The 15411-nt window shown below is 67.1% G+C and carries 13 protein-coding genes; 9 read left to right on the top strand and 4 right to left on the bottom strand.

Translation table 11 applies throughout. The annotated features are described in order from the left end of the window. Window positions 1-13: 13 nt before the first annotated feature. The 8 genes from B0E47_RS05715 to B0E47_RS05680 all read left to right on the top strand — a co-directional run bounded on the left by B0E47_RS05715 (window position 14) and on the right by B0E47_RS05680 (window position 10696). Window positions 14-1210 (top strand): HlyD family efflux transporter periplasmic adaptor subunit, encoded by a 1197-nt coding sequence (locus tag B0E47_RS05715; protein WP_254422828.1) that lies wholly within the window; start codon window positions 14-16, stop codon window positions 1208-1210. A gap of 167 nt (window positions 1211-1377) precedes the next feature. Then, complete coding sequence (locus tag B0E47_RS05710; protein ID WP_077513049.1) at window positions 1378-2142, top strand: ABC transporter ATP-binding protein; 765 nt, start codon at window positions 1378-1380, stop codon at window positions 2140-2142. Further along, complete coding sequence (locus tag B0E47_RS05705) at window positions 2139-4589, top strand: ABC transporter permease (RefSeq protein WP_077513048.1); 2451 nt, start codon at window positions 2139-2141, stop codon at window positions 4587-4589. The genes B0E47_RS05710 and B0E47_RS05705 overlap by 4 nt, the downstream gene beginning before the upstream one ends. Continuing rightward, on the top strand, window positions 4586-7006 hold the full coding sequence (locus tag B0E47_RS05700) for an ADOP family duplicated permease (RefSeq protein WP_254422827.1): 2421 nt from the start codon (window positions 4586-4588) through the stop codon (window positions 7004-7006). Before B0E47_RS05705 ends, B0E47_RS05700 begins: the two co-directional genes overlap by 4 nt. A 28-nt stretch (window positions 7007-7034) precedes the next feature. Next, window positions 7035-8429, top strand: coding sequence for a sigma-54 dependent transcriptional regulator (locus tag B0E47_RS05695; protein ID WP_077513173.1), 1395 nt, complete (start codon window positions 7035-7037; stop codon window positions 8427-8429). Next, a complete protein-coding gene (locus tag B0E47_RS05690) occupies window positions 8401-9768 on the top strand; it encodes an ATP-binding protein (RefSeq protein ID WP_254422826.1) in 1368 nt (455 codons plus the stop codon). Before B0E47_RS05695 ends, B0E47_RS05690 begins: the two co-directional genes overlap by 29 nt. A gap of 203 nt (window positions 9769-9971) precedes the next feature. Then, window positions 9972-10211, top strand: coding sequence for a CopG family transcriptional regulator (locus tag B0E47_RS05685; RefSeq protein WP_077513045.1), 240 nt, complete (start codon window positions 9972-9974; stop codon window positions 10209-10211). Further along, the gene (locus B0E47_RS05680; RefSeq protein WP_217318902.1) at window positions 10199-10696 is read left to right on the top strand and encodes a TA system VapC family ribonuclease toxin; all 498 of its coding nucleotides are present in this window, start codon (window positions 10199-10201) and stop codon (window positions 10694-10696) included. The genes B0E47_RS05685 and B0E47_RS05680 overlap by 13 nt, the downstream gene beginning before the upstream one ends. A 45-nt stretch (window positions 10697-10741) precedes the next feature. Here B0E47_RS05680 and B0E47_RS05675 read toward each other — a convergent pair whose 3' ends face one another. Beyond that, window positions 10742-11263, bottom strand: a complete 522-nt coding sequence (locus B0E47_RS05675; protein ID WP_077513044.1) for a hypothetical protein — start codon at window positions 11261-11263, stop codon at window positions 10742-10744. A gap of 102 nt (window positions 11264-11365) precedes the next feature. Here B0E47_RS05675 and B0E47_RS05670 point away from each other — a divergent pair, with 102 nt between their 5' ends. After that, the gene (locus B0E47_RS05670) at window positions 11366-12307 is read left to right on the top strand and encodes a LysR family transcriptional regulator (protein WP_077513043.1); all 942 of its coding nucleotides are present in this window, start codon (window positions 11366-11368) and stop codon (window positions 12305-12307) included. Between the two features lie 20 nt (window positions 12308-12327). Here B0E47_RS05670 and B0E47_RS05665 read toward each other — a convergent pair whose 3' ends face one another. From B0E47_RS05665 to B0E47_RS05655, 3 genes are all read right to left on the bottom strand, one after another. Beyond that, on the bottom strand, window positions 12328-12639 hold the full coding sequence (locus B0E47_RS05665) for a GIY-YIG nuclease family protein (protein ID WP_077513042.1): 312 nt from the start codon (window positions 12637-12639) through the stop codon (window positions 12328-12330). A gap of 4 nt (window positions 12640-12643) precedes the next feature. Further along, window positions 12644-13273: a glutathione S-transferase gene (locus B0E47_RS05660; protein ID WP_077513041.1), complete on the bottom strand. Its 630-nt coding sequence runs from the start codon at window positions 13271-13273 to the stop codon at window positions 12644-12646. Window positions 13274-13335: 62 nt separating this feature from the next. Continuing rightward, the gene (locus B0E47_RS05655) at window positions 13336-15198 is read right to left on the bottom strand and encodes an ATP-binding cassette domain-containing protein (RefSeq protein ID WP_077513040.1); all 1863 of its coding nucleotides are present in this window, start codon (window positions 15196-15198) and stop codon (window positions 13336-13338) included. Window positions 15199-15411 lie beyond the last annotated feature (213 nt).

The following is a 15411-nucleotide window of genomic DNA, read 5'->3' as shown; positions in this document are numbered from 1 at the left end:
GCTCCGGTTGACCGTGAGCGCCGGTGCCGTGGTGGTGGCGGTCCTGGTGGTGGTGTTGCTGCGACTCGGCCCGGCGTTGCCGCGGGCCGATCGTTCCAGCCTGTGGATTGATACCGTGCAGCGTGGCGACATGCTGCGCGAAGTGCGTGCCACCGGCACCCTGGTGCCGCGCACTTCGCGCTGGCTCGCCGCCGCCACCGCCGCCCAGGTGGAACAGATCCTGGTGTGGCCGGGCACCGCGGTGCAGCCGGGTACCGTGCTGATGACCCTCTCCAATCCCGAAGTGCAGGACAGCCTGCGCAACGCCCAGGCCCAGGTGGCGGCAGCGCAGGCCGACGTGGCCGCCAAGCGCGCCGAGTTGCAATCGCAGCTGCTGGACGAGCGCTCGGCCGAGGCGCAGGCGCAAGCTGACTACGCGTCGGCCAAGGTCAAGGCCGATGCCGACGCCAAGGCCGTGGCCAGGCACCTGATTCCGGAAGTGCGCTACGAACAGGAGCAGATCGTGCTGGCCCAGTTGAAGAACCGGATGCAGATCGAGCAGCAGCGGGTGCGCGCGTTCGGCGGCAGCATGCAGGCCCAGCTCGACGCGGTGAAGGCGAAACTGCTGCAGCAGCAGAGCAACCTGCAACTGCGCCAGCGCCAGGCCGATGCGCTCCAGGTGACCGCCGGCATCGCCGGCGTGCTGCAGGAAGTGGCGGTGCAGGAGGGCGCCCAGGTCGCCGCTGGCGCCAACCTGGCGCGGGTGGCTCGCACCGACGTGCTGATCGCGCGGCTGCAGGTGCCCGAGGTGCAGGCCAAGGACGTGGCGATGGGCATGCCGGTCAGCGTGGACACCCACAACGGCGTGATCGACGGCAAGGTCGAGCGCATCGACCCGGCAGTGCGCGACGGCAGTGTGCAGGTCGATGTCACCTTGAGTGGAGCACTGCCGCCGGGCGCACGCCCGGATCTCTCCGTCGACGGCCGCATCCGGATTGCGCTGCTGCACGACGTGCTGTCAGTGGGGCGGCCCGCGCTGGCCAAGGCGGATGGCGACATCAGCCTGTTCCGCCTGGACCCGTCCCGCCATATCGCCACGCGAGCGCCGGTGCGCATCGGCGCCGCGTCGGTCGACCGCGTGCAGATTCTGCACGGGCTCAAGCAGGGCGACCAAGTGATCCTGTCCGACACCAGCCAATGGGACAAATATGACCAGATCAAGATTGAATGATCGCGACTCCCCTCCACCCACGTAGGAGCCCGCTCGCGGGCGATGCTCTTGCAAATCCCGAATCCCGAATCCCGAATCCCGAATCCCGAATCCCCCAAAAGCATCGCCCGCGAGTGGGCTCCTACCACCGACGTTCCAAAAACCCTTGTGCCATCTGCGGAGTCACCATGAACGACACGACCAACGTCATCGCCCTCGAAGGCATCCGCAAGGTGTTCCAGACCGACGAGGTGGAAACCCACGCGCTCAGCGACGTCCACCTGAACGTGCAGCGCGGCGAGTACGTGTCGATCTCCGGCCCGTCCGGCTGCGGCAAGACCACCCTGCTGTCGATCCTCGGCCTGCTCGACACCGCCAGCGCCGGCAGCTACGTGCTGAACGGCCACGATGTCGCCGCGCTCAACGCGGCCGAGCGCGCGCGCATCCGCAACGCCGAGATCGGCTTCATCTTCCAGGCATTCAACCTGATCGGCGACCTCAGCGTGCAGGAAAACGTCGAACTGCCGCTGACCTACCGCAGCGGCATCGGCACCGCCGAACGGCGCGAGCGCGTGCAGGAGGCGCTGGAGCGCGTCGGCATGGCACATCGCATACGGCATTATCCGGCACAACTTTCCGGTGGCCAGCAGCAGCGCGTGGCGGTGGCGCGCGCCTTGGTCGGCAAGCCTGCGATCCTGCTTGCCGACGAGCCCACCGGCAACCTCGACTCGCGCAACGGCGAGGCGGTGATGGCCCTGCTCGACGAACTGCACAAAGGCGGCGCCACCATCTGCATGGTCACCCACGACGCCCGCTACGCCGAACTCGCGCAGCGCAAGATCCGCCTGTTCGATGGCCGCGTGGTCGACGAGGAAACTTACGACCGACTGCGCCACGAAGACGAACAGCGGCTGGATGCGCTGATCGGCCAGCGCGTGGAGACCGGCGCGTGAACAGCTGGCTGACCGAAATATGGCGTGCCTGGCGCGCAAGCTTCCGCCGTCCAGGGTTTTTGCTGCTGGCCACCGGCGTGCTGGCGCTGGGCATCGGCGCCAGCGTGGCGGTGTTCGCGTTGATCAATGCCACGCTGCTGCAACGCTTGCCGTTTCCGCAGGCCTCGCGTCTGGTGGTTCTGGGCAAGGTATTCAACGGTGAAGTCGGCCCGATTTCGCCACATGAGTACCAGTTCCTGAAAGGACTCACCGGCGTGACGGCGCTGGGACTGGAACGTCCCGGTTCGGTGGCCAACATCGCCGGCGCCGGTGCGCCGCAGCAGGTGCCGGTGACTTATATCGACCGGGGTCTGCTGGCCGCGCTGGGTTTGCAGCCGGCCTTGGGGCGCAACTTCAGTGCGGCGGAAGATCGCCCGAACGGCCCGACGGCCGTGATGCTCAGCCATGGCCTGTGGCAGCGTGGCTACGGCAGCGATCGCGGCATCATCGGTCGCAGCATCCAGGTGGAAGGCACCCCGACCACCATCGTCGGCGTCCTGCCGCAAGCGTTCGATACGGTTTCCGATGCCGGCGGCATCGTGTTGCCGATGGCGTTGCCACCGGCCAGCCACGACTACAACCACAGCGGACACATGGCGATCGCGCGCCTGGGTGCGAACGTCGACATGCAGTCGGTCGGGGCGCAAGTGGATGCGCGCGAGCGCGCAATGTACCGGGACATGGCCATGGGCGGCAACTGGAAGCAGCCGTGGTTTGGCGCCGCCACGCTCAACACCACGCTGCATCGTGGCGAGCGGTCGCTACTGATGCTGTTCGTGGCCAGCGCGTTGCTGGTGCTGCTGATCGCGCTGCTGAATCTGACCAACCTGATGCTGTTGCGCACGCTGTCGCGCAACCACGATACGGCGGTGCGCAGCGCGCTGGGCGCACCGTTGTTGCGGCTGCTGCTGCCGGCGGTGGCCGAAGGCCTGCTGGTCGGGCTGTCGGGCGCCGTGCTTGGCATGGCGTTGGCGCTCTCGGGACTGGCCTTGCTGCAGCGGTTCATTCCCGAGCAGTGGTTGCATGGTGACCAGATCAGCATTGGCGCGCCGGCATGGATTCTGGCCTTCGCCGTGGGTCTGCTGGGCGCGTTGCTGGCTGCCGTGCTGGGCCTGTGGCGCAGTGGAAGCGCGGTCCGCGTGGATGAATTGCGCGAAGGCGGGCGCAGCGGTATGGGAACCCGCAGCGGCCGTCTGGGACGGGTGCTGGTGGTGACCCAGGTGGCGCTGGCGGTGACCTTGCTGTGTTCGGCTGGTGTGATCGCGCATGGCTTGTATTCGGCATCGCAAACGCGGCTCGGTTTTGCCAGCAATGACGTACTTACCTTCGAGCTGGCGCCCGTGAAAGCCCATTATCCGGACCTCGCGTCGGTATCGACCTTGTCGCAGCGGCTGGTGCAGCGTTTGCATGTGATACCCGGTATCACCGATGCTGCTGTCACCACCAATCTGCCGGCTGGCGACGGCTTGTACGACCAGTTCAACAACGGTGTGAAGACACCGGACGGCAAGGAGTTCTCGGTGCAGTTTCATGGTGTGGGCAGCGGTTTCTTCGAGCTGTTCTCCATCGCCTTGCGCCAGGGTCGGGTGTTCAGCCGCGACGATAGCCATGGCAGCGAGCCGGTGGCGGTGGTCAGCCAGGATCTGGCCGACGCCTACTACGACGGCCACGCGGTGGGCAAGACCCTCCTGGTGGAAGTCAGCAACGGTCCCGACGTGCCGGTACACATCGTCGGCGTGGTCGACGACACCTACCAGCGCGGCCCGCTGCAACCCAAGCAGCCGATGCTGTACATGCCCCTGGCGCAGATGCCGCAGAAGACCCTGGACATTTTGCTCGGTATGGAGCCACTGCGCTTTGCCTTGCGTGGGCAAGGCAATCCTGCCGACTGGCGCGCGGGTGTGCAGCAGGCCATCGCTGAGGTTGCGCCCGGGCAACCGATCGCCCGCCTCAAGTCCATGCACGCCATCGTCCGGCAGACCACGGCGGATGCACGCCTGAGCATGTTGTTGATCGGCTTGTTTGCCTCGCTGTCGTTGCTGCTCGCCGTCGCCGGCATGTACGCGGTGATGGCGGTGGCGATCGCCGCACGCGAACGCGAGTTCGGCGTGCGCACGGCGCTGGGTGCCTCGCCTTCGCGCCTGACGCGGATGGTATTGCGCGGCGGCATGATCCAGATTGCGATCGGCCTGGTGATCGGCGTCGGCGTGACGCTGGGCGCGTCGCGCCTGTTGGCGAACATGTCGATGGCCGTGTCGATGTCGCTGGTCGGGCGCATCGGCACGTTCGATCCCCTGGCAGTGACCGGCGTATGCGTCGTGCTGGCGCTCGCCGGCCTGCTGGCTTGCCTGATTCCCGCCATGCGCGCCGGTCGCGTGCATCCCATGCGCGCCTTGAGGGGAGAATGACAATGATCGTGCGCGAGTTTCGTGAGGCGTGGCGGAGGCTGGTCAAGCGGCCAGGGTATGCGTTGTTGTCGGTAGTGGTGCTGGGCGCGGGGCTGGGGGTGATGCTTTTCCTGTTCACCATGGTCAACTCGGTGATCCTGCAACCGATGCCGTTTCCGCACGCCGGTCGGCTGGTGGCGGTGGGCGAGCCGACCAGCAACGGTATCGGCGGGATGGATCGCGCGCAGTACCTTGCGCTGCACGGCAAGTTGCGCAGCATGGATGCGATGGGTGCGTATGCGGGCACCAACCTCAATCTCGACAGCGGGCATGGCGCCGTGCATTACGGTGGCTGCTTGCTGACGGCATCGATGATGGATGTGCTCGGCATCAAGCCACTGCTGGGGCGTGGCTTTGAGCCGGCCGACGATGTGCCTGGTGCGCCGCGGGTGATGCTGCTCGGCGAGCCGCTGTGGCGGCATGCCTTTGGCGCCGACCCGCACATCGTTGGTCGCGCCGTGCAGGTGAATGCGCAGTGGTACACCGTGGTGGGCGTGTTGCCGGCGAGCTTTCACTTTCCCATCGGCACGACGGCGGCGTGGCTGCCGCTGCGCCTTGTACCCAACCAGCATGGCGGTATTGGCGTGGCCGCGCGGCTGGCGCCGGGCGTAGGGCTAGATCAGGCGCGGGCGGAGCTGGATGCCTGGGCCGGCCGCCTGCAGCGCGCCATGCCCATGTCCTCGGGGCAGCACATGGATCGATTGACCATCTACCCATTGTCGGTGACGTTCTCGCCGCTGGATCTGCGCCACTGGATCTGGCTGATGTTCGGCGCCGGCGTGCTGGTGCTACTGCTGGCGTGCATCAACGTGGCCAACCTGCAACTGGTGCAGACCCTGCAGCGTCGGCACGAGCTGGCGCTGCGCAGCGCCTTGGGCGGCAGCCGTGCGCGGCTGGTGTTCGGCGCGCTGGTGGAGAGCGTGCTGTTGTCGGCGGCGGCGCTGGCGTTGGCCTTCCTGATCGCCCACGCCGGCGATCGCTGGCTGGATGTGACCTGGATTGCCAGCCACCCGGACACGATGCCGAATGCGCACGGCATCGACGCCTGGGTGATCGGCTTCGGTGTGCTGGTGGCCTTGCTCAGCACCTTGCTGACCGGTGGCATTCCCGCGTGGCGCGCGTCGCGGCCCGACCTGCAGGATGCCTTGCGCGATGGCAGCAAGGGCTCGGGCGGCGGTTTCGCGCGAGTGGCGAAGACCCTGGTGGTGGCCGAGGTCGGGTTGACCGTGGTGCTGCTGGTGGGCGCGGGCACCTTCGTGCGCGCGCTGGACGCCCTGTTGTCGCAGCCAGTGGTGGGCGCCGCGCATGCCGTGCAGGTGCTGACCGCCAATGTATCCCTGCCGGCGCAACCGTATGCGAACGACGCGCAACGCATCCGCTTCTTCGACAGCGTGGTGACGCGGCTGCGGCAGGAACCGGGCGTGGTCGACGCCAGCGCCACGAACACGGTGCCGGGCGCCATTCTTGGCAGTCACGAGGATGTCTCGTTACCGAGGCAGCCGCAGCCCGACACGGGCTGGCCGCGCGTGCAGATGGGCATCGTCGATGCGCATTTCCTCGGCACCTTCGGCGTAAAGTTGCTACAAGGCCGCTTCTTCGGCGCGCGGGATGCCGCGGACAGTGCGCCGGTGGTGGTAATCGACGCGAAGATGGCCGCTGCGATGTGGCCACATGCCGATGCGCTGAACCGCAAGCTGGTGCTCTACCCCGGCAAGGCCTGGGCGCACACGGTGACGGTGGTGGGCGTGGTCGAAACGCTGCAGATGGACAGCATGCTGGAACGCGCGCTGCCGGGCCTGCTGATGCCGCTGGATCAATCGGCCACCGCGGAGCCGATGCAAGGCGTGGGCCTGAACGTGCGCATGCATGCGGATGCCGACGCCTTCGTGCCGCGCCTTGTCGACGTGGTACACGGCGTCGATCCGCAGGCAGCCATCTACGCGCCCTGGACCCAGGCCAGGGACATGGCGATGCAGCGTGCGGGGATGGTGGTACTGACCGACGTGTTCAGCGCGCTGGGCCTGGTGGCGCTGCTGCTGGCCGCCGCCGGCCTGTACGGCGTGCTGTCCTTCGCGGTGGCGCAGCGCACCCGCGAGCTGGGCATCCGTCGTGCCATCGGCGCGGGCCATGGCGCCATCGTGCGCGCCGTGGCGCAGCAACTGGTGTGGCAGCTTGGCCTGGGGCTGGCCATCGGCTTCGCGCTGGCGCTGCCGTGGTCGCAGTTGCTGGCCGATCCGAACCTGCGCACCCGCGCCCACGATCCGGCGGTGTTCGTGCCGGTGCTGCTGCTGGTGCTCGGCATGTCCGCGCTTGCCGCGCTGGTGCCGTTGCTGCGTGCGTTGCGCGTCGATCCGGCCGTCGCGTTGCGTTACGAGTGACCACTACACTGCAAGGATGAACGAAGGCATGCCACGCGAAGCGAACCCCACCGTACTGCTTGCCGACGACCAGGCCGACGTACGCGAGGCGTTGCGGCTGCTGCTGAAGTCCGAGGGCATCGCCAGCGTGGGCGTGGCCGATCCGGCGGCGGCACTGGAGGCGGTGCGCAAACGCGAGTTCGCCTGTGCGCTGATCGACTGCAACTACAGCCGCGATACCACCTCGGGCGAAGAGGGGCTGGATCTGCTCGAGCGTCTGCGCCAGTTCGCGCCCGAGCTGCTGGTGGTGGCGATGACGGCGTGGGGCAACGTGCCGCTGACGGTGCAGGCGATGCGTCGTGGCGCCGCCGACTTCATCGAAAAGCCATGGGACAACGTGCGTCTGCTCGGCGTGCTGCGCGCGCAGATCGCGCTGGGCGAGGGTGCACGTAGGCAGCGTCGGCTGGAGGCGGAGAACGCGTTGCTGCGCGGCGAGGCAGACGATGATTTCATCGCCGAATCGCCGGCAATGCGCCGCGTGCTGGCGCTGGTCGAGCGCATCGCGCCCAGCGACGCCAACGTGCTGGTGCTGGGCGAGAACGGCACCGGCAAGGGCGTGATCGCGCAGTTGCTGCACCAGCGTTCCGCGCGCGCTGCGCGTTCGCTGGTCAAGGTCAACATGGGCGGCATCGCCGAAAGTGTGTTCGAGTCGGAGATGTTCGGTCACGTGCGCGGCGCCTACACCGACGCCAAGAGCGAGCGTATCGGCCGCTTCGAGCTGGCCGACGGCGGCACGCTGTTCCTGGACGAGGTGGGCAATGTGCCGCCATCGCAGCAGCCGAAGTTGCTGCGCGTGCTGGAGGATGGTGAGTTCGAGCGACTCGGTTCGTCACGTACTCAGACTGCTGATGTGCGGTTGGTATCGGCGACGAATGCGGATCTGCAGGCCGAGGTCGCCGCCGGCCGCTTCCGCAAGGATCTGCTGTACCGCCTCAACACGCTGGAAGTGCGCCTGCCGCCGCTGCGCGAACGCGCGGAGGACATCCTGCCGCTGGCGCGCGCGTTCCTCGCGCGCAGCGCGCAACGCTACGGTCGTCATGGTTTGCGGCTGGCGTCGTCGGCCGAACGCGCGCTGGTGGCATGGCGCTGGCCTGGCAATGTGCGCGAGCTGCAGCACTTGATGGAACGCGCGGCGCTGCTGGCCGAGCACGACCAGGTGAGCGCCGCGGCGCTGGCGTTTGGCGATGCCGCCGAGTCGGCGCAGGACATCGACGGCATGACGCTGGAGCAGGCCGAAGGCTGGCTGGTCAAGCGCGCTCTGGAACGCCACGACGGCAACCTGCAGCGCGCCTCCGACGCGCTGGGCATCACCCGTCAGTCGCTGTATCGGCGATTGGAAAAACACGATCTGCGCGATGCGACCGACGATGCCGATGCCGGCTGATCCACGCAACCGGCGCGCCGGGTACATGCCGCGCTTCGGGCAGCGTGTGCTGGCCGTTAGCCTGCTGGTGGCGACGCCGGCGCTGCTTGGTCTGGGTGTGTTGCTGTCCGGTTCGCTGGACGTCTCGCTGCGCTGGGCACTGTCGATCGCCGTGATCGTGCTGACCTTGTTGCTGGCGCGCTGGCACGAGCGCCGCGTGACCTATCCGCTGTACACGCTGTCCGGCCTGCTCGAAGCGTTGCGCGAAGGCGATTACAGCTTGCGTGGCGTACAGGGCGGCGTGCTCGGCGATGTGATCTACGACATCAACGCGCTGGCCGAGCGCCTGCAGCAGGAACGCCTTCAGTTCGAGGAATCGGCGCACCTGCTGGGCAAGACGCTGGCGGCGCTGGACAGCGCGGTGCTGGTGTTCGACAAGAACCAGCGCCTGCGTCTGCTGAATCCGGCGGCACAACGATTGCTCGGCGACGAGCGGCATCGCCTGTTCGGTCTGAGCGCGGCCGAGCTGGGGCTGGCGACGTTGCTGGAGGGGCCGGCTGCGTGTCTGCTCACGCATGCGTTCCCTGGCCGTACTGGCCGTTTCGAGATCCGCCACGCGTCCTTGCGCAGCGGCGGTCGCGGCGGCGTCCTGCTGGTGATCAACGACGTCGACCGCGTGCTGCGCGAGGAGGAACGCCAGGCGTGGCAACGGCTGCTGCGTGTGCTCGCCCACGAGGTGAACAATTCGCTGGCGCCGATTCAGTCGATGGCCGGCACGCTGGCGACGTTGGTCGCGCGCGATCCGCTGCCCGAGGACTGGCGCGAGGATTTTCGCGGCGGGTTGGAGTTGATCGGCAATCGTGCTGGCGCGCTGGCACGGTTTCTTGCTGGCTACAGCCAGCTCGCGCGGCTGCCGCCGCCGCACAAGCGCGCCGTGGATGTGGCGGCGCTGGTCGCGAAAGTCGTGCGGCTGGAGCAGCGCCTGCCGGTGCGCATCGAAACTGGCGTGGCGCTGATCGTGCAGGCGGATGCCGACCAGCTCGAACAGGCGTTGATCAACCTGCTGCGTAACGCGGTCGAAGCCGCGCCGTCGCCGCGCGGCGAGGTCAGCGTGCGCTGGTATCGCGACGAAGCGCGCGGCTTGATCGAGGTGGTCGATGATGGCCCCGGCCCGCCGCTCAGCGACAACCTGTTCGTACCGTTCTTCACCACCAAGCCAGGTGGCTCCGGTATTGGGCTGGCACTCGTACGGCAGATCGTCGAGGCGCACGAAGGCGGCGTCAGCCTGCTCGCTCGCGAAGGCGCGGCGGGTGCGGTGGCGCAGCTGTGGTTGCCGCTGGAATCCGCGACGGGCGAGTGAATGAGTCGGATGGTAGAGGCCGAGTGAGAGAAGTCCAGTGAGAGAAGCCGAGTGAGAGAAGCCGAGTGAGAGAAGCCGAGTGAGAGAAGCCGGGTGAGAGAAGCTGGGTGAGAGAAGCCGGGTGAGTAGTGATGCGTGTGGAACTGCTTGACACATGATGCGTGATGCGTGATGTTTGATGCATTCTTGCGGAGCATTGCGTCATGCGTACCACTCTCAAACTCGATGAAGATGTCATGGCTGCGGCGCGTGCCTTGGCGCAGCAACAAGGCAAGACGCTGGGCGAAGTGGTGTCGGAGTTGGCGCGCAAGGGATTGGTGCCGCCCGCATCCTCGCCGCAATACCGCAACGGGATTCGCCTGATGCCGGTGCGTCCGGGCGCCAGGCCGATGACGCTTGATCAGATCAATGCGCTGCGCGACGACACGCCGTGGTCACCGTGAGCCGCAAGGCCAGGCCGGCGGTGCGCGAATCCCGCGGCGCCTGGTCCGAGCCGGAGACGACCTGGTTGCTGGACGTCAATGTGTTGCTCGCCCTGCTTGACCCGATCCACCCGCAACACGCGGTTGCGCACGCGTGGTTTGCCACGGCGCGGGCGTCGTGGGCCAGTTGCAACCTGACCCAGAATGGTGCGCTGCGCATCATGTCGCATCCGCGTTACGCCAACGCAGTGGCTACGACCGCACAGGCTGTGGAACTGTTGATGGACCTGTGCAACCAGCCGGGGCATGTCTTCTGGCCGGCTGATCTCAGCCTGCTGGATTCCCCGCTCGTTAACCGGGATCGCCTGCTGCAGTCCGGCCAGGTCACTGACAGCTATCTGCTGGCGCTGGCCGTGAAGCACGGCGCCCGCTTGGCCACCTTCGACAAGCGGCTGGTGACCGGCGCGGTGCACGGCGGGGAAGCGGCGCGGCACGTTATCGAGTGATGCGATGGCGCTCGGGCGGCCACGTTGCGTGCCTGATCCGACCAGTCACGCTGCCGCATCGCCTATGACGACCCGAGCCACCTTGGGCTGAGGGCACGCCAGCAGGTAGAGCGCGGCGAGGTGCGTGACCATCAGCAAGGGAACATAAATGATCGGGATCGCGTAGGTCGCTCCCAACTGGCCAGCCAGTTCGGGAAGGCCCAGCCGGATACCGTGGTAGTAATCGACAACGAGGTCGACGATGCCCACGAGACTGTAGCCAAGGACAAGCGGCCCGAAGAGCGCGCGTTTTCTCACCGCAAGCAGCGCCAGCATGGCGAGTATTCCCGTGGCGAGGTCACCATAGGCCGCGAACGTCGCGAAGCCGGATGGCAGGTTCGGGCCGATCACGCCAGGCAGGATGAAGACCAGCCCGAACAAGCGGAAACTGTGCAGCGTGGCGATCGCGCGCTGCGCCTCGACCCGATCCATCGACTTGAGCCTGGGCCAGATGTACGCGCCGAAGCACAGCAACCACGCGACGTAGCCGAGAAACAGTTGTAGCAGGAAGATGGTAGCCGGTGACATGTGGCCTCCTGTCGAATGCAGGCTGACGCGGCCTCGAACGCCGCTGAAAAAAAGGTACTACCGCTTCCGGCGTACGACTATTCGCGACAATGTGGATGAGGCATGAAGCAGAACTTCACAGTGAGGCAGGGCGCGCTCGATGGCGTCGAGGCGTTCCTGAGCGTTGCCCGGCACCGCAGCTTTCGCAAGGCGGCGGCAGAACTCGGGGTGAGCCCATCGGCGATGAGCCAGGCGGTACGCGTACTCGAGGCACGTGTTGGTGCCACGCTCTTTGTACGCACGACCCGTAGTGTCGGCCTGACCGAGGCCGGCGAGCGGTTCCTTTCGCGCGCAAAGCCCGCCTTCGAGGAACTGGTTGCGGCGAGCGAGGTGGCGCGTGATCTCGGGCAGCGGCCTGCCGGGCTGTTGCGCCTCACGGTGCCGCCGGCGGTGGTGCCGATCCTGCTGGAGCCGCTGATCGCGTCGTTCTGCCAGGCCTATCCCGACGTCGAGGTGGAGATCGCCGCGAGTCCGGCGCTGCTCGATCTTGCGGCCGGCGGATTCGATGCCGGCATCCGGTTTGGTCAGTTCGTCGAGGCGGACATGGTCGCGGTGCGGCTGACGCCGTCGTTTCCACTCGCGGTCGTCGGCAGCCCCGACTATTTGCGTCGCAAGGGCAGGCCCGAGCGTGTCGACGATCTGCGCGAGCATGCCTGCATCCGCATCCGCCGCTCGAACGGGTCGATCGCGCCATGGTCGTTCGTCAGCAACAACGGGGTCGGCGACAGCGGGCCGATCGAGGCGGTCGTCGCCGGATCGCTGATTGTCCATGACTACTCAGCCATGCTCGGCGCGGCCATCGAAGGGGTGGGGCTTGCCCAGGTACCCGAACCGATCACGGCTGGCCCGGTACAGGCCGGCAAGCTCGTGCGCGTGCTGGAGCCGTTCGCGCCGATCGCACCGGGCATGTTTCTCTACTACCCCGGCCGCCATCAGATGACGCCGAAACTGCGGGCGTTCATCGATCATCTGAAGCGCTACTCGGACATCGTCGACAAAGGCTGAGAGGGAAGCAAAGCCGTCGTCTACGCCCGCGTTTCCTGCCCCAGCTCCCGCCCTTTCATTTCCCGGATCCCCGCTCGCAGTGCGGCGATGCGCTGGTCGCGCGACAACCGCTTCCAGGCGATCTCCAGGCGCAGCGCTTCGCCGTGGCCGGCAACCCAGACCCAGCCCAGCATCTGCCGCGGCGGGTTGGAGCGGGTGAAGCGGGCGCCTTTGCCGGCGAGGTGTTTGGCGTAGCGTTGCTCGGGGTCGCGTGCGATGCCGGTGTAGACGCGGCCGTCGGCGCACTCGATCAGATAGACGGCCCAGGCATCGGCATCGGGCGAATCGCTCATGGGCTCAAGCCCACTCGGTCAGCCCTTCGCTGTCGCACAATTGCTTCCACGACGGGCGCGCCTTCAATCGCGTGGCGAACTCGGCCAGATGCGGCCAGCTGGTGGCCGGCCGTGGCATGTTGCGCGACCAGCGCATCAGCATCAGCGCGTACAGGTCGACCACGCCGAAGTTGTCGCCAAGCAGGTAGGGGCCGTGGGTGGCCAGGTGCGTGTTGATGCGCGTCCAGCATGCCTCGATGCCGATGCGTGCGGCCTCCTTGATGTGGTCGGCGGCGCTCGGCAGGTGATCGCCTGGATAGAACCACGCGCGGAAACGCGGCTGCAGCGAATTGGCCAGGTACAGCATCCATTGCAGGTAGTCGGCGCGTTGCGCGCTGCCGGGTGACGGAGCGAGCGCGGTGTCGGGGTGGCGTTCGGCGAGCAGCATCGCCAGCGCCGCGGCTTCGCCGTGCGGCACGCCGTCGACGATCAGGGTCGGCACCACGCCTTTCGGGTTCAGTGCCAGGTAGGCCGCGCTGCGCTGCTGGCCGGCGTCGAGATCGACGTGCTCCAGCACGTGCGGCGCGCCAATCTCGAGCAGGGCAAGGTGCACCAGCATGCTGGCCGAGCCGGGGCTGTAGTAGAGCGTGTACATGGCGATTTCCGCGCGAGGGGGTGGGCGGATGATACGCCGTCGATCCGCGGGCGCGCCGTCTTTCAGCCGTCCAGTTCGCTCCAGCGGGCGTAGGCGGTGTCCAGCTCGGATTGCAGTTTGGCCACGGTCTCGTTGGCCCGGGTGATCGTCGCGCTGTCCTGCTTGAAGAACGCGGGGTCGTTCATCGCTTCGCCCTTCGCGGCGATCTCGTTCTCCAACTGTTCGATGCGCTTGGGCAATTGCTCCAGTTCGTGCTGTTCCTTGAAGCTGCGTTTGCGCTTCGGTACGGCTGGCGGGGCAGGTGCCGGCGCAGCTGCAGCCGGTTTTCCGGTCGTCGCCGGTGTGCGTGCGGTAGGCCGCTGGCGCAGCCAGTCGCTGTAGCCGCCGACGTACTCGCCGATCCGTCCTTCGCCTTCCAATACCAACGTGCTCGACACCACGTTGTCGAGAAACGCGCGGTCGTGCGAGACCAGCAGCAGGGTGCCCTGGTAGTCGGTCAGCAGTTCTTCCAGCAGTTCGAGCGTCTCGACGTCGAGGTCGTTGGTCGGCTCATCCATTACCAGCAGGTTGGATGGCTGCGCGAACAGCTTGGCCAGCAGCAGGCGGTTGCGCTCGCCGCCGGAGAGGCGGGTGATCGGCGCGCGCGCACGGTCGGGCGAGAACAGGAAATCCTGCAGGTAGCCGATGATGTGCTTGCGCTGGCCGTTGAGCTCGATGAACTCGCGGCCTTCGGCCACGTTGTCCAGCGCGTTGAGCGCATCGTTGAGCTGCAGGCGATGCTGGTCGAAGTAGGCGATCTGGATACCGGTGCCCAGCTCGGCCGTGCCGCGCAGTGGCGTCAGTTCGCCCAGCATGATTTTCAGCAGGGTGCTCTTGCCGGCGCCGTTCGGGCCGATGATGCCGATGCGGTCGCCGCGCATGATCGTGGTCGACAGATCGTCGATCAGCACGCGGCCGTCGTAGGCCTGATGCACGTGCTTGAGGTCGATCACCTTCTTGCCCGAGGCCTGCGCGCTGGCCGCGTTCATCTTCACGTTGCCGCCGAGGTTGCGCCGCTCGGCGCGCTCCACCCGCAGCGCCTTCAGCGCGCGCACGCGACCTTCGTTGCGGGTGCGGCGGGCCTTGATGCCCTGGCGAATCCACACCTCTTCCTGCGCCAGCTTCTTGTCGAACAGCGCGTTGGCCTGCGCCTCGGCGTGCAGGCGCTCCTCGCGGCGACGCAGGTAGTTGTCGTAGTCGCCGGGCCAGTCGGTCAGCGCGCCGCGGTCGATCTCGACGATGCGGGTGGCCAGCGCACGCAGGAAGCTGCGGTCATGGGTGACGAACAGGATGCTGCCGGCAAACTGCTTGAGGAAGGTTTCCAGCCAGCCGATCGCCTCGATGTCGAGATGGTTGGTCGGCTCGTCCAGCAGCAGCACGTCGGGCTTGCGCACCAGTGCCTGGGCCAGCAGCACGCGGCGCTTCATGCCGCCGGACAGCGCAGCAAAGTCGGTGTCGCCGGGCAGCTCCAACTGGGTCAGCACATCGCTGACGCGGCGGTCCAGGTCCCAGCCGTGCTGCGCCTCGATCTGGTGCTGCACGTCGCCGAGCGCGTCGAAGTCACCTTCGGCGATCAGATGGTGGTAACGCGCCAGCAGGTGGCCGAGATCGCCCAGCCCCTCGGCGACCACGTCGAACACGCTGCCGGCGGTGTCCTGCGGCACTTCCTGCGCCATTCGCGCGACCACGATGCCGTTCTGGATGCGCACCTCGCCGTCGTCGGCATGCAGCTCCCCGGCGATCAGCTTCATCAGGGTGGATTTGCCTTCGCCGTTGCGACCGACGATGCAGACACGCTCGTTGACCTCGATCGACAGATCGACATGTTCGAGCAGGAGTGGGCCGCCGATGCTGAAGTCGACGCGTTGCAATTGGATAAGAGACATCCGCCCATTGTAGTGGTTGGCATCCTCCGCCAAGCCGGGCCGGCGAGCGTCCGTGCTGTGGTCATCTCCGCGTCGGGGGCGGATCTTCGCGCATCCCGGGGGACGTGGCCTGTTCCGGGGGTGTACGCCCGGGCATGTGCGCAGCGGCACGGCGCGGTGCGGGCGCACGTCGTCAGCCCGTCGCTTAACGTTTGAAAAACATATGTTTGGGCG

This window comes from Rhodanobacter sp. B05, assembly GCF_002001085.1.
Taxonomy (GTDB): Bacteria; Pseudomonadota; Gammaproteobacteria; order Xanthomonadales; family Rhodanobacteraceae; genus Rhodanobacter.
Note: the sequence above shows the minus strand (reverse complement) of the source record. Positions and strands in the feature narration are given on the sequence as shown.